Raw genomic sequence first — 20,854 nt, forward strand, 5'->3', positions numbered from 1 at the left:
GAGCCATATGGAAAAAGTATTAGTGATCGTAGGACCCACAGCAGTTGGTAAAACAGCGTTAAGTGTGACACTTGCCCAAAAATTCAACGGCGAGATCATCAGTGGAGATTCCTTACAAATTTATAAACATCTGGATATCGGTACGGCAAAAATCAAGCCAGCTGAAATGATGGGGATTCCTCATCATTTGATTGATGTGATCGAGCCAGACCAGCAGTATTCGGCAGCGGATTTTCAACAGGCAGGTCGCAAGTTGATCAAGGAAATCACCGAAAGAGGACATTTGCCGATCATCGTCGGTGGCACCGGTTTATATATTCAATCGTTATTGTACGATTTTCAATTAGGAGCAAATGAAGAAACGGATTCTGCTATTCGAGAGAAATATGAAAAAATGGCTGAAGAACTAGGAAAAGAACAACTTTGGGCTTATTTGAATGAACGCGATCCGCTTGCGGCGGGAAAAATCCATTGGAATAATCAGCGAAAAGTGATTCGCGCATTAGAAGTATTTGAGACAACAGGCTACAGTATCATGGCACCGAAAGAAAGACCTGAGTGCTTGTATGATTATTATATGATCGGTCTGGATACGGAGCGTGAGTTCCTTTATAGTAGAATCAACCAACGAGTGGATCAAATGCTCACAGAGGGATTGATTGCAGAAGCAAGAAAGGTCTATGAATTAGGGGCGGTTCAAGCCAGTCAAGGGATCGGCTATAAAGAATTCTTTCCTTATTTTGAAGAAAACATCACTCTAGATGAGGCAGTCGAACAAATCAAATTGAACTCTCGGCGCTATGCCAAACGACAACTGACTTGGTTTCGTAATCGCTTGACGGCGCATTGGTTCGATCTCTTGAAAAAACCGACAGATCTAGCAGAGATCGAAAATGCCATCGAAGGTTGGCTGAAAGAGGTGAGGACATGAGAGAAGCAAAAGAAAAAGTAATCATTGTTGGTGTGGAAACGGAAGAAAATCAGCGATATTTTGCTGAATCAATGAAAGAATTGGAACAATTGATCGATACAGCAGCTGGTGAAGTCGTATATAGACTCACGCAAAAACGACCGCAAGTGGATCGTCAAACGTTGATCGGTAAAGGAAAGCTTCAAGAATTGACTCAATTAGCAGATGCTTATGAGGCAGATCTTGTCATATTCAACCACGAATTGACTCCGCGTCAAAGTCAGCTGATTACCGATGCAGTAGGGGCGCCGGTCATTGATCGAGTCCAATTGATCTTGGATATCTTTGCGATGCGTGCGCGATCTAAAGAAGGAAAACTGCAAGTCGAATTGGCGCAATTGCAATACCTACTACCTCGTCTTGCTGGACAAGGCGAGTCGCTTTCTCGTCTTGGTGGTGGGATCGGTACAAGGGGACCAGGAGAAACGAAACTGGAAACGGATCGTCGGCATATCCGAAACAAGATCTTAGGCGTAAAAAGAGAGCTAAAAGCAGTGGAGGCCCATCGAGAACGTAATCGGCAAAAAAGACAAAGTAGTGAAGTGTTTCAAATTGGTTTGATCGGTTACACGAATGCGGGTAAATCAACAATCCTTAATTTATTGACGCAGGCCGAATCATATGCGAAAGATCAACTATTTGCCACCCTTGATCCGCTGACGAAAAAATGGCGTTTTGCGGAAGGATTCGAATTGACTGTAACGGATACCGTTGGTTTTATCCAAGATCTGCCCACCCAGTTGATTGATGCGTTCCATTCAACCCTTGAAGAAAGCCAAGGGATGGATCTCTTGCTCCATGTTGTCGATGCAAGTTCTTCTGATCGAATCTTGCAAGAACAAACGGTTTTAAAGTTGATGGATGAGTTAGATATGAAAGAAATGCCTGTATTGACTGTGTATAATAAATCAGACCAGATCGATACAGCAGGGTTTACACCGACTTTATTTCCGAATGTCTTGATTTCTGCTCAGACACAAGAGGGGAAAGAACGCTTGATCGAGGCCATCAAACGGCAGTTGATGGAGTTGATGCTTCCTTATACGAAACTTGTGCCGAGTGACCAAGGACAAACATTAAGTGAGTTGAGACGGCAGACACTTGTATTAGATGAACACTTCATTGAAGAACAAAATAGCTATGAAGTACGTGGATTTGCGAATGAAAATTCAAAATGGCTAAAAAAAGATGAGTTATTTTAAAAATGAAATAATAAGAAAAAAACGAGCTTGATCGACTTCATTTAGAAGTGGATCAAGTTTTTTTATAAAAAAAACCGTTTCTTATGTAAGGAAACCTAACATGAGAGGTTGACAGTCTTTTTTGTGATTGGTATACTTTATTCAATTGATAGGACGAAAGGAGACGTCAGATGGGAGAAAAGGAATTACGTCGTTCAATGTCAGTATTTCCAATTGGTACAGTTATGAAACTAACAGACTTGACTGCTCGACAAATCAGGTATTATGAAGAACAGGAATTTGTTCACCCTGAGAGAAGTGAAGGGAATCGACGCATGTATTCACTGAATGATATCGATATTTTATTAGAGATCAAAGACTATCTTTCAGAAGGATTGAATATGGCTGGAATCAAACGGGTCTATGAAATGGCACAGGCGAAAAAACAAGAAGAAAAAAGTAAAAAACCGCTGACCGATCACGACGTTCGTCAAATTTTCCGTGATGAGATATTAGCTCAAGGCGGGTTAGCCAAAACAGGACATTATCAGTCACAAGGCTTGCAACAACGTCAATACTTTGACTGAATGAAATAAAAAAAAGAAAGAGGGATACCATGGTAAAGAAACAAATCACAGGCGAAGAGATTAAACGAATCATTGAGGATGAGAACGTACGCTTTTTACGTTTGATGTTTACAGATATATTAGGAACAATCAAAAATGTTGAAGTTCCAGTGAGTCAAATCGACAAAGTACTTGAGAATAAAATGATGTTTGATGGTTCTTCGATTGAAGGATTTGTCAGAATCGAAGAAAGTGATATGTACTTGTATCCTGATCTTTCTACTTGGATGATTTTCCCATGGGAAAGCGACCACGGCAAAGTGGCGCGCCTGATTTGTGATATTTATAATCCAGACGGTACTCCGTTTGCTGGTGACCCTCGTGGCAATCTGAAACGTTCATTAAATGATATGAAAAAACTTGGCTTTACCTCATTTAATTTAGGGCCTGAACCAGAATTCTTCTTGTTCAAATTAGATGAAGATGGTGGCATCACAACGACGTTGAATGACAAAGGTGGTTACTTCGATTTTGCACCAACGGATCTAGGCGAAAATTGCCGTCGAGATATCGTATTGGAATTAGAAAGCTTAGGCTTTGAAGTGGAGGCTTCTCACCATGAAGTGGCTCCTGGACAACACGAGATCGACTTCAAATATGCGGATGTCGTTGATGCTTGTGACAATATCCAAACGTTTAAATTAGTCGTGAAAACCATCGCTCGTAAACATGGCTTGCATGCGACTTTCATGCCAAAACCATTATTCGGGATCAACGGTTCTGGCATGCACTGCAATATGTCTCTATTCAATGAAGATGGAAATGCCTTTTACGATAAAAACGGAGATTTAGAATTAAGTCAAACTGCGTATCATTTCTTAGGTGGCTTATTGAAACATGCGCGCGCGTATACGGCAGTCTGCAATCCAACGGTCAACTCTTATAAACGTTTAGTTCCAGGTTACGAAGCACCTGTTTATGTGGCATGGAGTGGACGTAATCGTTCGCCATTGGTACGTGTACCGGAATCTCGTGGTTTATCCACTCGTTTAGAATTACGTTCTGTCGATCCAGCAGCGAACCCATACCTAGCAATGGCTGTTTTATTACAAGCAGGTTTAGATGGTATCCGTAATGAATTGACACCACCACCGGCTGTTGATCGTAACATCTACGTGATGAACGAAGAAGAACGTGAAGAAGCACAAATCCAAGATCTGCCATCAACGATCCACAATGCCATCAAAGAATTACGCAAAGACAAAGTGATGATCGATGCGTTAGGCAATCATATCTTTGCAAACTTTGTGGAGGCAAAACGTCTGGAATGGGCTGCCTTTAGACAAACCGTTTCTGAATGGGAAAGAGAACAATATTTAGAGCTTTATTGATCTAGTCTGTAGAAAATAATAAAAAATGTAAAATGCCGAATCTATGGAGTAACCATCCATGATTCGGCATTTTTTTATCTACGGAATATGCATTTCTTGTAAGTATATTAATTAGTTTTGCGATGAATTTTAAGGAACTGATTTACTGCTATTTATTTAATATCATATGTAAACATCAATCGATTGTATGTGTGTGTTTCACTCGCCATTGTTCTAATTTAATAGTTAACCAGAAACCATATATTCCTAAAGTAATGAGAGTGAGTAATAACCATTTGATCCAATGACCAAATAATTGCATTGCTGTACCATCGAAATAGAGTCTTTTTCCGTTGATTACAGTATGTTTGATTTTCCAATTATACAAAAAACAAAATCCCCAAGGTGCGCAGATACCTAACGTTAATATGGTGATAAGTGAAGTTAAAATCGATGTACCAATATAAGTAGCAAGTCCACCATCAAAATAAGATTCTTTCATAAATATTCCTCTTTTCTGGATATATTTTTTAATTCAATATTAATAGTAACATTTTCTGCCTATATTTTCCTAAAATTTCGGTAACATTTCCTATGTTGCCATTTTCCCTCTTACTTTGATCAATTGAATACTAATCAAAGTCTTTTACGAAAGTGAGTGTATCCTTGTTTAGTGAATTTGTTCAATCATAATTGAATACTTGACTTTCGTTTAGATAGCTTGTAATATACACCTTGGGCACCCTTTTAGAGGGTCAGAAGTTTACAGAAATCAACGCTCCCTATTCTTTAGAAGGATAGGGAGCCTTATTTATTTTCTTAGACTTTTCCTGCAGATAAAACAAGAAGGAGTTTTTGAACATATGACAAAATACATTTTTGTGACAGGCGGCGTGGTTTCATCGATTGGTAAAGGGATCGTAGCAGCATCTTTAGGCCGTTTGTTGAAAAATCGTGGATTGAAAGTAACGATCCAAAAATTTGATCCATACATCAACGTGGACCCAGGGACAATGAGTCCATACCAACACGGAGAAGTTTTCGTTACGGATGATGGAGCAGAAACGGATTTGGACTTAGGCCACTACGAACGTTTTATTGACATCAACTTGAACAAATACTCCAATGTGACGACAGGAAAAATTTATTCAGAAGTCTTGCGTAAAGAACGTAAAGGGGAGTACTTAGGCGCAACTGTCCAAGTGATTCCGCATATTACAAATGAAATCAAAGAAAAAATCATGCGTGCAGCTAAAATGACTGACTCAGATATCATTATCACAGAGGTCGGCGGCACAGTTGGGGATATTGAATCACTACCATTCTTAGAAGCGTTGCGTCAAATGAAAGCTGATGTTGGTTCTGATAACGTGATGTATATCCATACAACGTTGATTCCTTATTTAAAAGCGGCTGGTGAAATGAAAACTAAACCAACACAACATAGCGTGAAAGAGTTACGTGGATTAGGTATCCAACCAAATATCTTAGTCGTGCGCACAGAGCAACCTGTATCTCAAGATGTCAAAAATAAATTGGCACAATTTTGTGACGTTGAACCAGAAGCCGTGATCGAATCACCAGACGTAGATACACTATATTCAATCCCGTTATTATTGCAATCACAAGGAATGGATCGGATCGTTTGTGATCATTTGAAGCTCTCAACGCCAGAAGCAGATATGACAGAATGGAAAGCATTAGAAAATCGTGTCTTGAACTTGAAGAAAAAAGTTCGCATTGCTTTAGTAGGGAAATATGTTGAATTACCTGATGCGTATATTTCAGTTGTGGAAGCATTGAAACATTCAGGCTTTGCATTTGATGCAGATATCGAATTGGATTGGGTCAAAGCACATGAATTGACGAGTGAAAATGTGGACGAACGATTGAAAGAGGCAGATGGGATCTTAGTACCAGGTGGTTTTGGTGATCGAGGAATCGAAGGGAAAATCGAAGCCATTCGTTATGCTCGTGAAAATGATGTCCCATTCTTAGGGATTTGTTTAGGGATGCAAATGGCTTGTGTTGAATTTGCTCGCAATGTCGTAGGTCTAGAAGATGCTGCTTCAGCAGAAACAATTCCAGAAACGACAAACAACATCATCGACTTGATGGCAGATCAAGAGAACGTTGAAAATCTTGGTGGAACATTGCGTTTAGGGCTTTACCCATGTAAAGTCAAAAAAGGCACGACTACTGCTACAGCTTATGATGGTGCAGAAGTTGTCCAAGAACGTCACCGTCATCGCTATGAATTCAACAACAAATACCGTCAACAATTTGAAGCACATGGTTTAGTCTTTTCAGGTGTATCTCCAGACAATCGTTTAGTTGAGATCGTTGAGATCACCGAGAAGAAATTCTTTGTTGGATGTCAATTCCATCCAGAATTGATCTCACGTCCGAACCGTCCACAGAAATTGATCAAAGCATTTGTTGGTGCTTCGTTAACGGAACGCGAATCAAAATAAAAAATGCTAGGAATTGATCCGTCAAAATCAGCGGGTGTCAAATTATTAGAATTGTTATTAATAAATATTTTAAATGTTTATAGAGAACCTTTTACCTACGATATTTCAGTGAATTTTATTTATTTAATGAAAAAAGCGTCTTGAAAATTTTCATTTTTATTGATTTTAGTAGAAAACTAGTGAAATGTTTGGTAAAATAGGTTCGTTGGTTAAGGATCATCTTAACAAATTTAGTTTTCACAAAATTTAGGAGGAATTTATTATGCCAGTAGTATCAGGAGCTGAATTTTTACAAGCTGCTCGTAAAGGCGGTTATGCTGTCGGCGGGTTCAACACAAACAACTTAGAATGGACTCAAGCGATCTTAGAAGCAGCTGAAGCTAAAAAAGCACCAGTACTTATCCAAACTTCAATGGGTGCAGCTAAATACATGGGTGGTTACAAAGTATGTAAAGACATGATCACTAATTTAGTTGAATCAATGAACATCACTGTTCCAGTGGCAATCCATTTAGACCATGGTGACTACGATGCAGCATTAGAATGTATCGAAGTTGGCTATACTTCAGTTATGTTCGATGGTTCTCATTTACCATTCGAAGAAAACTTGAAATTAGCTAGAGACGTTGTTGAAAAAGCTCACGCTAAAGGAATCTCAGTTGAGTGTGAAGTTGGTTCAATCGGTGGAGAAGAAGATGGAATCATCGGAACAGGCGAATTAGCAGACATCGAAGAATGTAAACAAATGGTAGCAACAGGTATTGACTACTTAGCATGTGGTATTGGTAACATCCACGGTCAATATCCAGAAAACTGGAGCGGATTAGCATTTGATCACTTACAAGCAATTGCTGATGCTGTAGGTTCAGATGTACCTTTAGTATTACACGGCGGATCTGGTATTCCTCAAGATCAAATCGAAAAAGCTATCTCAATGGGTATTTCTAAAGTAAATGTGAACACTGAATTCCAATTATCATTTGCTGCAGCAACTCGTGAATATATCGAAGCTGGTAAAGACCGCGAAGGTAAAGGATTTGACCCTCGTAAATTATTAGCACCAGGTAAAGCAGCAATCGTTAAAGATGCTGAATCTCATATCGACTGGTTCGGTTCTGCTAACAAAGCATAATCGATTAAAGTTAGATCAAACGAGATAACTGATAGAAGAGAACAATGTGCCGATCCGGCGATTGTTCTCTTTTTTTATTTAAATAAAAGGAACGATACTCGTTTCTTCGTTTCATCTATGATAAAATACAAGCATATGTATAAAATTTGAGGAATAAACAAGGTGGGGAACAAATGAAAAAAATAATCATCGAAGGAAATCGTCCATTGACTGGTGAAGTAACGATCAGTGGTGCTAAAAACAGTGCAGTTGCCTTAATACCAGCAGCGATTTTAGCAGATTCTCCTGTGATCTTGGAAGGTGTACCTGACATTCAAGATGTTCATTCATTGATAGAAATTTTAGAAATTATGGGCGCGACTGTCCGTTTTGAAAACAATGTATTAGAAATCGATCCACGCGGTGTCGTTTCAGTACCGATGCCAAGTGGGAAGATCAATAGCTTGCGTGCTTCTTACTATTTTATGGGCACGTTATTAGCTAAATTTGGCGAAGCAGTTGTTGGTCTACCAGGTGGCTGTTACCTTGGTCCGCGTCCAATCGACCTTCATATCAAAGGATTTGAAGCGTTAGGAGCAAAAGTCACAAATGAACATGGTGCGATGTACCTACGAACAGAAAACAAAACGCTTCATGGAAATCGTGTGTTTATGGATGTGATTTCTGTTGGTGCAACGATCAATATCATGTTAGCCGCAGTGAAAGCAAAAGGACAGACGACGATCGAAAATGCGGCGCGTGAACCTGAAATCATTGATGTTGCGACATTATTGAACAATATGGGTGCCAAGATCCGTGGAGCAGGCACTGACGTGATTCGTATTGAAGGAGTAGAAGAACTGCATGGTTGCCGTCATTTCATGATTCCTGACCGTATCGAAGCAGGGACTTATTTGGCTGTAGCTGCTGCTGCAGGAAATGGTATAAAAATCAAGAATGTGATCTATGAGCATCTTGAAAGTTTTATTGCTAAACTTCAAGAAATCGGTGTGAGCATGAAAATCAGTGAAGACGAGATCGAAGTCTATCCTTCAAAGAATTTAAAAGCCGCGAATGTGATGACTTATCCGTATCCAGGTTTTGCCACAGACTTACAACAACCGTTGACACCGTTATTATTGATGACTACAGGAACAGCTGAAATCATGGACACGATCTATTCCAAAAGAGTGAATCATGTCCCTGAATTAGCACGAATGGGTGCTGATATTTCAGTAGAAGGGAATATGATCATCCTAAATGGGCCGAATAAACTTCATGGCGCGGAGGTCGTTGCCTCAGATTTGCGTGCAGGTGCTTGTTTAGTCATTGCTGGATTGATGGCAGAAGGCACGACAACGATTTATAATGTCGAATATATTTTGCGTGGCTATGATCATATCATCGAGAAATTAACAGCAATTGGAGCAAGTATCAAAATGGTGGAGGAAGTGGAAGCCGAATGAGCGATTATTTGACAATGGCCGAACTGGAAAACAAAACACTAAAAGATGTTTACAGTTATGCAAAAGAATTCAAGATTCCTTATTATAGTAAGATGAACAAAAAGGAATTATCCCTAGCTGTTATTCGAGCTCAGGCTGAAAAACAAGGCTTTTACTATATGGAGGGGATTTTAGATATCGTTGGACAAGACGGCTATGGTTTTTTGCGTCCGATCAACTATGGTCCAAGTGTCGAAGATATTTATATCTCTGCCTCCCAAATTCGTCGCTTCAGTTTAAGAAACGGTGACAAAGTAGCTGGTAAAGCAAGACCGCCTAAAGAATCAGAACGATATTACGGATTGATGCACGTTGAAAGTGTCAATGGGAGAGATCCTGAAGATGCGAAAGAGCGCCCGCATTTCCCAGCATTGACGCCGCTTTATCCGGAGAAGCAACTTCGTTTAGAAACGACACCGCAACAAATTGCAACACGCATGATCGATATTTTCTCGCCGATTGGCTTTGGACAACGTGGGTTGATCGTTGCACCGCCGAAAGCAGGAAAAACATCCATCTTAAAAGAAATCGCTAATGGGATCACTGAAAATCATCCAGAAGTGGAGTTGATCGTTCTATTGATCGACGAAAGACCTGAAGAAGTAACCGATCTTGAGCGTAGTGTCAAAGGCGATGTGGTTTCTTCCACATTTGATCTGCAACCACAAAACCACACGCGGGTTTCTGAATTGGTTTTAGAGCGTGCCATGCGTTTAGTTGAAGATAAACGGGATGTCGTCATCTTGATGGACAGTATCACTCGCTTAGCTCGTGCTTATAATCTAGTGGTACCACCAAGTGGTCGTACATTGAGTGGAGGGATCGATCCTGCTGCACTGTACAAACCGAAAAAATTCTTTGGCGCTGCCAGAAATATTGAAGAAGGCGGTAGCTTAACGATTTTGGCTACGGCATTAGTTGATACTGGGAGTCGGATGGATGATGTCATCTACGAAGAATTCAAAGGAACAGGGAACTTAGAATTACAACTATCTCGTGAATTATCAGAACGCCGTATTTTCCCTGCCATCGACATCAAAAAATCAGGTACTCGTAAAGAAGAGTTGTTGATGGATAGTGATCAGCTAGAAGAAATCTGGAAACTCCGTAAGCATATGATTGGCGACTCATTAGAATATACGGAACAATTGATCCGTTTCTTGCGAAAAACTAAAAATAACCAACAATTTTTTAAAGATTTCCAAGATGTTTCTTTTGGCAAAAAAAATCCCACAAGAAATTTAAAAAGATAATTGCAAGCTTATAGGAAACATGGTAAGATGTAAATGTTGTAAATCGACAAATCAACTCTGGTTCAGCAAATGAAGCAGGGCAAAGGAGCGAATAGCATGAAAGAAAATATCCATCCAGATTACCATCCAGTCGTATTTTTGGATTCTACAACTGGTTTCAAATTCTTGTCAGGTTCAACAAAAACTTCACAAGAAACAGTTGAATGGGAAGACGGTAATACATACCCAGTCATCCGCGTCGAAGTAACTTCTGACTCACATCCATTCTACACTGGACGTCAAAAATTCACACAAGCAGACGGACGTGTGGACCGTTTCAACAAAAAATACGGTCTCAAAGACGAAAACGCTGCAGAATAATCAAACCATTGTTAAGTCAAGGTTTAACAGACTATCCTATCAGGATAGTCTGTTTTTTTTGATCTTTTGTAATTCTTATGTAGAGCTCATAAAAACTGCAAAACGATTTGCTGTTTCTTCTGATTACTGGTTATGTGTTTACGAATAATCTTAAATGTTAGGTTTATTCGTTTGTTATATCTAAATAATTTCTTGAGCCTTCACAAAATAATAATATGCTTCTGGACTAAATTTTTTAATCTTTCCCATTTTTTTAAAGAGTGGAACGCCAGTTAGTTCAGATAAAGGTTTAGAGGAATTGTAATGGTCAATATTAGTATGATTAGATTTTAACAGACAAGCTAAATATGCAGCTTTAGAAGCACTGACCACAGCTTCTTCTAAAATATAGTTTCTACTAATGATATGAGACTTGATTCTACGTATTCCATCTTCTAATTTTAAGAATGTTTCTTTATAGCTACTACCACGCCCTCCAATGATACATGCGGTCTTTAAGATATCGTCTAAAACATCTTCAGGATTCAAGCTACTTAATTCGCGACATATAAGTTCTTGTTTAGCACATTTGATGAATGCAGCTCTTATTTTACCTAAATCAATTGCTTGATCAAATAAACTTTCAATATCAAATAACTGCTTAATAATTTCCATTTCTTTTCCTTTATTGTAAGGAATACCAGTAGTATTTGGGGCAAATGCAGTTAACTTATCGCCTAGAATGTTTTCGATATCTGGGACGGAAACTATTTTGTTTGGTGGTGAAGTAACAACAAAAGGACTTTTGATTGGAAGTTCTATTAAATGATTGTAGGGAGAGGGTTCAAATAAAATATCAAGTAACACATAAGATTCTGTACCATCTAATGGCGATGGATAGAAAAACTTGAAATGAACCTTTGGAATCTCAGTTTGATAGCGTGATTGTTCTTCAAATCGGGTAAAAATAGAACAGTCAATAATTGTTTGTAACGTATCAGAAAGTTTTTCTTTGGAGATTATTTCAGTAATAACAATATCAATATCAATAGAGAATCGTTTGATTTTTTCCAGTAATAAAAGTAAACAAGTTCCACCCTTGAAAATAAACTCTAATTGAGTATCTGTAAGCTTTTCTAGTAAATATAAAGCGTGAGTTACTTTGTCCAATAAGTTATGATCTAAGTTTTGATAGTTATTTTCTACAGAGGCATACCAGTCAGTAGTAAAACTTGATTCTTGAATCATTCTTCTTCTCCTTATATAGGCAATATTTTTTTAAGTTCTTGGTGTACATTTCTCTTGTTTGCGTAACGAGTAAGTGTTGAATAATTAATATTGTACGTATCTAGAGCAGTAGAGATAATTGTATGGATTTCTGAAGAACTGATTGGAAGAATAATCGGATTGTTCACAAGTAAATCGACAATTAATTTTTCTATTTTAGGAGTATAAAAGCTTCCATCAAACCTATTTAAAGGAGCATCAACATATAACCTATTGACAATAATATTTTCTTCTGAAGGGTTAATATAGTAGTCATACATCTTTTGATCCGGAGATACAAAAGTATTTGGAAACCGTTCCTTCAAATAATGAAAGGCAGCATTTAAGGTATCAATCTCAATCTCAATGATCAGATTATTTGTCTGATACATGTGATTGGATAGATTCCCAATCCATCCTGTAGAATATATACTGAAATTCATATACGGAAACTTGGTTTGTAAAAGGTTGGCTATGCGTAAAATTTTATCATTAGGTGCTAAAGCAAATGTCTCCTTTTCATTGAGTGCATAGACACCTCTTTTGGGACTATATATGATTCCTTGTTGTTTGAGCGCATAAATTCGCCAACGTAAGGTATTCAATGGTAATTCGGGAGTGAATTGCCGATAAAATAGCAAGAGTTCTTGTGTGGAAACTTCTGATTTATTTTTTAAATAATCAATTAGCTCATTTTTGTATAAATTACTAGACATAATAATTCTCCTAGGCAAATAATTGGGTTTAAACGTATTTTCAACCCGAATGTTTGCTTAATTCTACCAAATAATTGGGTGTAAATCAAATTATGACCCGAATATTTTTATTATTCTAATCTCTAATTTTAAAAGTCTAACTTGTGATAATATAGATTATAAAAGGATGGCAAAACCTCATATTAATTCCTTGGTAATTAATGATCTCTTGCAACAAAAACATGTAAGAGAAGAGGCGCAGAAAAAGGAGAAAAAAATGAAGGATAAAAAAGCTTTTTTGTGTTTGATGTTCGGTCAAGCAGTAGCGAATATTGGTGATACGATTTATACAGTAGCAATCATCAGTGCAGTTTTTTCTTGGACAAATTCAGCATTTGCTTCAGCCGTTGTACCAGTCGTCGTTACAGGAGCAATGATGTTGGCTAGCTTTTTGACACCCTTATTCTCCATGAAAATATCGCTTGATAGAATGTTGAAATGGAGTCAAATAATGAAGACCATTTTTTTGACCGTTCTAGCAGCCTATCTCTCTTATCTGCCTAAACCAATTAACCTAGGCGTGATTTACTTTTTGATTGCTTGTATTGCATTTTTAGATGGATGTGCGGAACCAGTCAGTATGGCACTTATTCCTCGATATATCAAAAAAGATCAGTTGATTCGGGCAAATAGCTTATTTAGCACGATGCTTCAAGTCGTTAATATCGGCAGTTGGGCGGTAGGTGCTTCTCTACTTATCTGGTTTTCTGTTTCTGAGCTAGTTTGGATAGACGTGGGACTATTTTTAGTTTGTTCTGTTTTATTTTTATTTCTACCTAGAGCTGTTGAAAAAGCAGCAAAGCACTCAAAATGGCAAAAGTTGAAAAAAGGTTGGCAATACGTTTGGAGAGAGCCTTTGATACGGATAGTCGTGATCATGGATACAATAGAAGGAATTGCCAATACAGCATGGGCCTCTTCTATTGTGCTGGTTTTTGTATCGGTAGTATTGGAACAACCAGCTAACTGGTGGGGCTATATCAATACTTCTTATTTTATTGGCGCGTTACTCGGAAGTTTGATCGTGATGAAAAGTCCGGCCTTTTTTGATAAAAGTAAAGGAAAAGCAATCGTAGGAGGCTCTTTTTTGGGTGGTGTAGCAACTTTGCTAGTCGTGTTGCTCCCTTATGCGTCATTTGTTTTGCTCTGTACGTTTATGATCGGAATCTTTTTCCAGATAAAAAATATTCCGCAAGCAACGATCATTCAGCAAAAGACTTCAGAAGAAAAGTTACTTTCTGTGTATGCGATATCAGGAGTAATCCATATGGGCACTTTTTCGACTGCGATGCTAGTTATGGGGAAAATTGCTGATCTTTTTGGCGTGAAAGTTGTTTATCTTTGTTCAGGGATACTTCTTATACTCGTGGCGCTCATCGGTCAGTATAAGAAAAATCTATTTGCTTGAAAAAACTAGTATTATTTTAACACGAGATGGGACAGAAGTGTTTAGCCCTGATAAATAAGGTGCCATTGACGAAAAATTGTTCTTCAAATTTTCGTGGATGGTGCCTTATTTCTGAAAGTGTTACTTCTGTTTCCACTGCTTATTCGATTTCAGGTGGTGGGAGAGGATTAATAGCCTAAACATGTTTTTTTATTATTGTGAGAAAATATGGCAAGCGTGTTGTTGTTTATTTATTTTTTACATCATTGTTTGGTAAGGATAGTGGTATAAACAGCAATTTTATAGGTAATTGTCAGTAGAAACATAAATAAAATAAAAATTTTTTTATTTTTTTCAGATGTGAAGAAAAATTGGTAAATAACACATTCTTGCGGATGTTATAGTTATTTTGTAATAAAAAATGATTTTAGGGGAGTTATTTTAAAAATGAAGAAAAGTTTATTATTTAGCGCTGCACTTTTAGGGATGGTTATGTTTTCTGATGTAACTACCGCAGAGGAAGTTATTCATTCGGGGGATAATGAAAAAGCTACCACTTCTGCAATCGTACAAAACAATCAAAATATTTCTACTAAACTAGAACTCAAACAGAGTGAGAATCTAAATACATATAGATCAACTATTTTAGATAATCCATATGGTCCGAGTACTAATCAATCGACCGGAATATATAAACGTGCGAATGATGTGATCGAGATATACGTAGATGAATCAACTGATCAAACACAACTACCGACGTATACAGTTACTACACCTGCTTTAACGAATTTTTCGGAAGGCTCGGCAAATGGAACACAACTGGTTAAGGGACGTAATGTGATTTCTGGTTCGCAAGTCGGTCTGATCCACATTCGTAATGAATCTGGTCAAACAGCGCAAGGAAAGCTAAGTATTGAAATCAAAGGCGGGGTAACGATTCCTCGATTTATTCTTGGTGAAACAACTCAGCAAGAATGGACAAAAATGATTGCCGATAATCCGACAGCAGTAGGCTATGAACTAGTCAGTGACCGTGTGTTAGTGACAGGATCGAATCGAACACTCCAAGATGCAAAGGATCCTGAGACGATTCTTAATGCACATGAGAAAGTCATTACGTTCCATAATCAAACATCTGGTTTAGATGGTAGTTCTGCTGTCCATCGTAAGCCAGTTGGGTTGTTCCAACATTTGCGAGAAACTATTCAGTCTGGCTATTATATGTACGCTTTTTACCAACATACAGCTTATAGCAGCACCTCAGATGCAATGAGAGTAGTACTGAATCCTACGACTATGGGACAATGGGGGATTTGGCATGAACTTGGTCATACCTACCAATTATCACGAATGAATTGGAAAGACTTAGGTGAAGTAACTGTAAATATCTATTCTATGCGTGCAGAAAAAGCGCTGGGCGAGCGTAGTCGCTTAGAAAGAGATAATCGTTATCCAACTATTTTCAACTACTTGAATGGGACAGGGCAAAAACAATTTGACAGCCAAAGTGTCTGGACAAGACTTGGAATGTTCTGGCAATTGGAACTAGCATTTGGTGATGATTTCTATCCTAATTTACATAAAATGTATCGAAACGAACAACGATCACTGCCGACGGAACAAGACAAACGTCAGTATTTTGTCGTTGCAGCTTCAAAAATCAGTGGTCAAAACTTGCAACCTTTCTTTGAAAAATGGGGCATCCAAGTGACTGCTGAAAGTCGAATCGAAATGGAAAAGCTACCAAGCTTGACTAAAAAAATCTGGGAATACCGAGATGAGATGACAGGTGAAGTAGGGGATATCGATGGTGGTACGAACAATAATGACAAAGAAGCACCAACGATCCCGACAGGTCTTGCGGCGAATGAGGTAACAAGTCATTCTGTCAAATTAGCATGGAACTCATCTTCAGATAACACGAAAGTCAAAGGGTACAATATCTATAGGAACAACGTAAAAGTGGGAACAACGGATAAGCCTGAATATTTAGATGGAAATCTAAAGAGTAACGAAGTATATGTGTATCAGGTGAGCGCTTATGATGAAGCAGGGAACGAATCAGAAAGAACGAGCTTCTTGACGGTCGTTACAAGACAAGAAGAAAAAGATGATGAAGCACCAAGCATCCCAACAGGTTTGACGCAGGGAAGTGTAACGACTAATACCGCGCAGATCATTTGGACTGCTGCGACAGATAATCTACGTGTGGCTGGCTACAATATCTATCGTGACGGTGTAAAAATCAATTCAGTAACAGGTTTGAATTTCACTGATACGAATCTAGCAAGCAATACTAGCTATACTTACCAAGTCAGTGCTTATGATGGAGCAGGTAATGAGTCAGGAAAAAGTCAGGCAGTGACAATCAAGACCAACGAGCAAAATGTTATTCAAGATACTTGGCGCAGTGACCAAATTTACACAGCAGGAGACTTAGTGATTTATAACGGCATCCAATACCGTGCTAAATGGTGGGTCAGAGGAGAACGTCCTGATACATCACAGGCTTGGGAGAAAGTAGATAAAACACAATCAGAAGAATGGGGAGCGAACAAGGCATATTCTGGTGGTGACCAAGTTGTCTACAAAGGAAAGACCTATGAAGCAAAATGGTGGAATACTAATAGCAATCCAGAAACAAGCAGTGTCTGGGTATTGAAGTAATAAGTTAAAACAAATCAGTTTCACTAGAATAAAAAATCAGTAATGAAAAACAGCACCTACTTCTTTCTCTAAGGAAAGTAGGTGCTGTTTTTATGAAATAAAAGAAGTAGACTCAATCTTACTCTAAGTATCTCTCAAATTAGTTAGATAGTGGTGTTTCTTTTGATGTTTCAGTTTCTAAAGCCTGTTCTTTTGCTAATTCATTTTTATCATAAATCTTAACGAATGGATAATACATAAAAATGGAAAGAATGATTAATAAAATGTTCAATACGGCTGCCCGCCAGTCACCACCTGTAGCTAAGTAAGCACCAATAGGACCAGGGAGCGTCCATGGTGCGGTGATGGTAACAGCACTGACTAAGCCTAGTTTAGTCGCAAACCAAGCGATGGTTGCGCAAACCATTGGAGCAAAGATAAACGGAATGATCAGTGTCGGATTTAATACGATCGGTACGCCAAAGATGACTGGCTCATTGATATTGAAAATAGAAGGAGTGATGATTGCCTTACCTAGTTTTGAAGCATATTTTGATTTGGCTGTGAAGGCAAGCAGAATCGCTAAACCGATCGTACAACCTGCGCCGCCGATCCAAACAAACCATTGATAAAAAGGTTCAGCTGCAATATTGGGTAACGCCTCACCAGCAGCTGCTGCAGTTGTATTGGATTCTAAGATCTGCAACCATAAGGGGCGAGCAAGTGAACCAATGATGGATACGCCATGGATACCGAATGCCCAGAAAAAAGTGATTAGAAAAATCAGCAACAAGACACTCGGCAACGTATCGGTTGCGCTGATCAAAGGGCTGACAATTTTTGAAACGGCAGTGTGCCAATCAAAGCCGATATAATAGCTGATCGATGCCATGACTAAAATCACGATCAAGGTTGGCGTTAATGCTTCGAAAGAACGTGCAACCGCAGGAGGTACTTGCTCAGGCATTGTGATTTTGAATTTCGATTTATCCGTCAAACGATACACTTCGACTGCAAAAATCGAAGTTATGATTCCGACAAACATCCCACCACCGCCAAGATTGGCCATAGGCAAAACAAAACCAGAAGTGCCAGCAGCTTCCGCAGCCTCAAGAGGAATATTGACAGGGATAAAGGTCAACAAAAAAGCAATCGTAGCGAGTAACCCGCCAGAAACAACATCTAGTTTATAGGTTTTGGCTAAACTGGCACCGATACCAAATGTCGCATATAGAGACATGATATACATGGTCATGCGATAGGGTAATAAAATAGTTGCTGCATTTTCGGACAAGAACTGATAGATCCCCCAACTGGGCGGTAAGGGCGGAAAAGCAATGATCAAGAAAAACGAACCGACGATAATTAGTGGCAATGTAGCGATGATCCCATCACGAATGGCACGTAAATGTCTTTGGTTGGCAATTGTAGCCATTGGACCTGCCAAATAACGCTCAATGATTTCTGTAAACTTTGTTAACATTTCGACACTCCTTTTTATCGATAGAATTTAGAAGATGATGCCTTGATACAACCATAAGTAAGCGGCGGACATGAGACAGACTGTAGCAATAAGAAATGTTCGGATACATCCTTTAGTAAAGCCTATATTAGTTGAAATAAAATAATAATTGCCAGTGATGACAGCAGCTAAAGAGGGAGGAAGAAAGAGAAAGACACCCAGTCGAACTTCCCAGTGTAATAAATAGAATAAATAGGGAATGAAGATACCACTCACGATACAAGCAAGAAGCAAGTAACAAGCCGATTTCATCCCAAAACGAATGATTGATGGAGCTGTTTCTTTATTATTCATGGTACGACCTCCTTTCATTTTTGAAACGCTTACATAAGTCAAGTATACATTTATGAAATTAAAAATCAACATATATATCTATTTAACGTAATTTTATTTCTATGCCTATTTCAGTATGGGAAAGTGTGTAAGTATTTAATGATAGTATAAAAAAACATGAACCAGATAGAGGGATTCCCTCATAGTCTGATCCATGTTTCGTGTTCTGTTTTCATTGAATTAAAAACTTCGGCCACCGCCGCCAAAGGTACCGCCACCACTCGAATGAGTCGTGCTGCCACCACCACCGCTTCCTGGGGGTGGCGCTTTAGGGATACGACGAGTCGTGACAAAGGAGTTCGTTAAACGATCTGTTTTGTCCGTCAATTTGATACTTGCCTTTTCACGGAATGGGTATTTATATGTCCCGGATTTCAATTGGTATCGTGAGGCGGTGATCATATAAAAAGCGATGCTTAAGATAGCTGCCAAAGCCACCGCAATCACTATTTCGACGGTAGTCAAAACTTTATACCGAGTGATTTTACCTGTGGCTTCATCTATACGATAATGACCGCCAGGCACTCCTTCATCTACATAAGTAGAAGCTTTGGTCAAATAGGCTTGGGCTGCTGCATAATAGTTTGCATTCGTCATCTGATCATAGACATCATCCAAAATCGAATCGATCCTGCGGTCCGTCAAATAGTCGATCATATTTCCAGAAGTGGAGATATAGATTTCTCGTTGCCCCATATCTAAAAGTAAAACAGAACCATTTTGATCATTTCCTATTGCGGTTCTTAAATAGTTGTCAGCGAAATCTCTCGGTTCTGAACTATTTGAGGTAGTTGTGACGATAAATACTTGTCCTTTGATCTTTTCATTGATTTCTTTCGCTTGTTGGTTCAGTGTGTTGACTTGTTCGCTTGTAAATAAATTCGCGTCGTCATTGATTGTTGGGGTAGCAGCTCCTACGATCGGTGTCCACAGTAAACTAATAGCTAATAAAAAGAAAATGGAGAGACTTTTTTTACTCATCATATCAAATAGCCTCCAATCATAAAGAGGATCGCTAAAACAGTGAATATCCCAAAAGAGGTCAAAGCGAGTTTTTTATGACTGATCGGTAATACACCGCTAACTTTACCCGTTTGGCCATTCATTGCATAATAATAGACTTTCTTGTTAGAATCGTTGCTACGGTAAGTAACAAGCCAGACCGGTAACAAGACATATTCATTTTTTTCGCCAGTGATTTCCGCAGAAGTACGTACTCCGGTCAAAGTAGTATAGCCATTGGCTGTATCTCGCAACAATTTTTCGGAATAATCACGTAACTCATTTTGGATATCTGCTTTGATTGCTTGGTACTCAATGTCACGTTTCTCTGCTTGGAAACCAGCAAGATACTGACTTTTGAATCCGATAGCTTTAGCTAATGGAAATGGTTGGACAGCCTCCACCATTTTTTGTTGTGTATTTTTTGACAAAGCATTTTTTACTAATTCTTTGAAGGAAAGCTTTCCTTCGCGGTGAACCGCATATTGTTTTGTTTCGGTATACTCGATATCACCAACACGCCAGATCCTGACCACTGTCCCGTTGGCTTGTAAGGAACCATCTAGTTCAGCATCGGTTGCCCAATAAGGGAAATAAACGCCAGTTAATTTGTCGATTTGATCCTGATTGAAAAATGCTTTTGGTACAAACCATTTTTTCTTCGTCCATGCGAGAAACTGTTTGATTGCTTCTTCTTTTTCCACAGCAAAAGGTAGGACTTTATTTGGTAAGAAGTCACCACTTAACCGTCCTGATAGCACGACTGGATTATGGCAGTAGTAACAATAGGTAGCAGCTGTAGTGGCTTCTGTGACGATTTCTGCACCGCAGTTTGGACATAAAAATAGTTCCATGTTGCTTTGCTCATCGGTAGCCGTCTGTCCAGCTGTTGTCTCTGTATGGGTTGTTCCACCAGCATCTGCAAATGCTTGACGTTCTGTTTCATCCATTTGATCGAGCTGTTCTTCTGCTGTAAAAGTGAAGTCATCCGTTGGAACTGGTTGATCTTGAGTCCCATTGATGTCGCGGGCCGATTTTTGTTCTTCTTCATATTGACTGACTTCTGCTTCTGTATAAACATTTAAGCAATAATCACAATGAAATTTTTGATCTTTTGGATCGAAGGTCAATGGTCCGCCACAATTGGGGCATTTATGTGTTAAAGCATCCATTC

At 38.8% G+C, this 20,854-nt stretch carries 18 protein-coding genes; 11 read left to right on the top strand and 7 right to left on the bottom strand.

The genetic code is table 11. From position 1 onward, the window contains the following. Window positions 1–7 precede the first annotated feature (7 nt). The 4 genes from miaA to glnA all read left to right on the top strand — a co-directional run bounded on the left by miaA (window position 8) and on the right by glnA (window position 4,108). Window positions 8–931 (top strand): tRNA (adenosine(37)-N6)-dimethylallyltransferase MiaA, encoded by a 924-nt coding sequence (gene miaA, locus I2F89_RS04500; protein ID WP_071867013.1) that lies wholly within the window; start codon window positions 8–10, stop codon window positions 929–931. Further along, the gene (hflX, locus tag I2F89_RS04505) at window positions 928–2,172 is read left to right on the top strand and encodes a GTPase HflX (RefSeq protein WP_195513607.1); all 1,245 of its coding nucleotides are present in this window, start codon (window positions 928–930) and stop codon (window positions 2,170–2,172) included. The genes miaA and hflX overlap by 4 nt, the downstream gene beginning before the upstream one ends. 170 nt (window positions 2,173–2,342) lie before the next feature. After that, window positions 2,343–2,738, top strand: a complete 396-nt coding sequence (locus I2F89_RS04510; RefSeq protein ID WP_010736065.1) for a MerR family transcriptional regulator — start codon at window positions 2,343–2,345, stop codon at window positions 2,736–2,738. 29 nt (window positions 2,739–2,767) lie between these two features. After that, complete coding sequence (gene glnA / locus I2F89_RS04515) at window positions 2,768–4,108, top strand: type I glutamate--ammonia ligase (RefSeq protein WP_195513617.1); 1,341 nt, start codon at window positions 2,768–2,770, stop codon at window positions 4,106–4,108. Window positions 4,109–4,283: 175 nt separating this feature from the next. On the opposite strand, the gene I2F89_RS04520 is transcribed toward glnA, so the two are convergent. Then, window positions 4,284–4,589: a DUF898 family protein gene (locus I2F89_RS04520; RefSeq protein WP_195513620.1), complete on the bottom strand. Its 306-nt coding sequence runs from the start codon at window positions 4,587–4,589 to the stop codon at window positions 4,284–4,286. Between the two features lie 361 nt (window positions 4,590–4,950). On the opposite strand from I2F89_RS04520, the gene I2F89_RS04525 reads away from it, so the two are divergent. The 5 genes from I2F89_RS04525 (at window position 4,951) to I2F89_RS04545 (ending at window position 10,790) form a co-directional block, all read left to right on the top strand. Then, window positions 4,951–6,561, top strand: coding sequence for a CTP synthase (locus I2F89_RS04525; RefSeq protein WP_034689095.1), 1,611 nt, complete (start codon window positions 4,951–4,953; stop codon window positions 6,559–6,561). A gap of 262 nt (window positions 6,562–6,823) precedes the next feature. Continuing rightward, window positions 6,824–7,693 (top strand): class II fructose-bisphosphate aldolase, encoded by an 870-nt coding sequence (locus I2F89_RS04530; RefSeq protein WP_010736062.1) that lies wholly within the window; start codon window positions 6,824–6,826, stop codon window positions 7,691–7,693. A gap of 173 nt (window positions 7,694–7,866) precedes the next feature. Next, on the top strand, window positions 7,867–9,138 hold the full coding sequence (locus tag I2F89_RS04535) for a UDP-N-acetylglucosamine 1-carboxyvinyltransferase (RefSeq protein ID WP_074800108.1): 1,272 nt from the start codon (window positions 7,867–7,869) through the stop codon (window positions 9,136–9,138). Then, on the top strand, window positions 9,135–10,430 hold the full coding sequence (gene rho / locus I2F89_RS04540; RefSeq protein WP_010736060.1) for a transcription termination factor Rho: 1,296 nt from the start codon (window positions 9,135–9,137) through the stop codon (window positions 10,428–10,430). The genes I2F89_RS04535 and rho overlap by 4 nt, the downstream gene beginning before the upstream one ends. A gap of 96 nt (window positions 10,431–10,526) precedes the next feature. Then, on the top strand, window positions 10,527–10,790 hold the full coding sequence (locus I2F89_RS04545; RefSeq protein ID WP_010736059.1) for a type B 50S ribosomal protein L31: 264 nt from the start codon (window positions 10,527–10,529) through the stop codon (window positions 10,788–10,790). A gap of 180 nt (window positions 10,791–10,970) precedes the next feature. Here the strand turns inward: I2F89_RS04545 and I2F89_RS04550 are convergent, their stop codons facing one another. Further along, window positions 10,971–12,017, bottom strand: a complete 1,047-nt coding sequence (locus I2F89_RS04550) for a nucleotidyl transferase AbiEii/AbiGii toxin family protein (RefSeq protein ID WP_195513622.1) — start codon at window positions 12,015–12,017, stop codon at window positions 10,971–10,973. Between the two features lie 11 nt (window positions 12,018–12,028). Then, complete coding sequence (locus tag I2F89_RS04555) at window positions 12,029–12,751, bottom strand: DUF6577 family protein (RefSeq protein ID WP_071867007.1); 723 nt, start codon at window positions 12,749–12,751, stop codon at window positions 12,029–12,031. A gap of 256 nt (window positions 12,752–13,007) precedes the next feature. Here I2F89_RS04555 and I2F89_RS04560 point away from each other — a divergent pair, with 256 nt between their 5' ends. Both I2F89_RS04560 and I2F89_RS04565 read left to right on the top strand, forming a co-directional pair. Beyond that, window positions 13,008–14,198, top strand: a complete 1,191-nt coding sequence (locus I2F89_RS04560) for an MFS transporter (protein ID WP_074800117.1) — start codon at window positions 13,008–13,010, stop codon at window positions 14,196–14,198. A gap of 426 nt (window positions 14,199–14,624) precedes the next feature. After that, a complete protein-coding gene (locus tag I2F89_RS04565; RefSeq protein WP_195513624.1) occupies window positions 14,625–16,844 on the top strand; it encodes a M60 family metallopeptidase in 2,220 nt (739 codons plus the stop codon). A 139-nt stretch (window positions 16,845–16,983) separates the two neighbouring features. Here I2F89_RS04565 and I2F89_RS04570 read toward each other — a convergent pair whose 3' ends face one another. The 4 genes from I2F89_RS04570 to I2F89_RS04585 all read right to left on the bottom strand — a co-directional run bounded on the left by I2F89_RS04570 (window position 16,984) and on the right by I2F89_RS04585 (window position 20,852). Further along, window positions 16,984–18,306, bottom strand: coding sequence for a PTS sugar transporter subunit IIC (locus tag I2F89_RS04570; protein ID WP_019722638.1), 1,323 nt, complete (start codon window positions 18,304–18,306; stop codon window positions 16,984–16,986). Between the two features lie 27 nt (window positions 18,307–18,333). Continuing rightward, window positions 18,334–18,639, bottom strand: coding sequence for a hypothetical protein (locus tag I2F89_RS04575; protein WP_071867004.1), 306 nt, complete (start codon window positions 18,637–18,639; stop codon window positions 18,334–18,336). A gap of 219 nt (window positions 18,640–18,858) precedes the next feature. Beyond that, on the bottom strand, window positions 18,859–19,662 hold the full coding sequence (locus I2F89_RS04580) for a TPM domain-containing protein (RefSeq protein WP_142432928.1): 804 nt from the start codon (window positions 19,660–19,662) through the stop codon (window positions 18,859–18,861). Further along, a complete protein-coding gene (locus tag I2F89_RS04585) occupies window positions 19,659–20,852 on the bottom strand; it encodes an ATP-binding protein (protein ID WP_074800125.1) in 1,194 nt (397 codons plus the stop codon). Before I2F89_RS04585 ends, I2F89_RS04580 begins: the two co-directional genes overlap by 4 nt. Window positions 20,853–20,854 lie beyond the last annotated feature (2 nt).

This window comes from Enterococcus sp. 1001283B150225_161107_E12 (genome assembly GCF_015556925.1).
Lineage (GTDB): Bacteria > Bacillota > Bacilli > Lactobacillales > Enterococcaceae > Enterococcus_B > Enterococcus_B mundtii.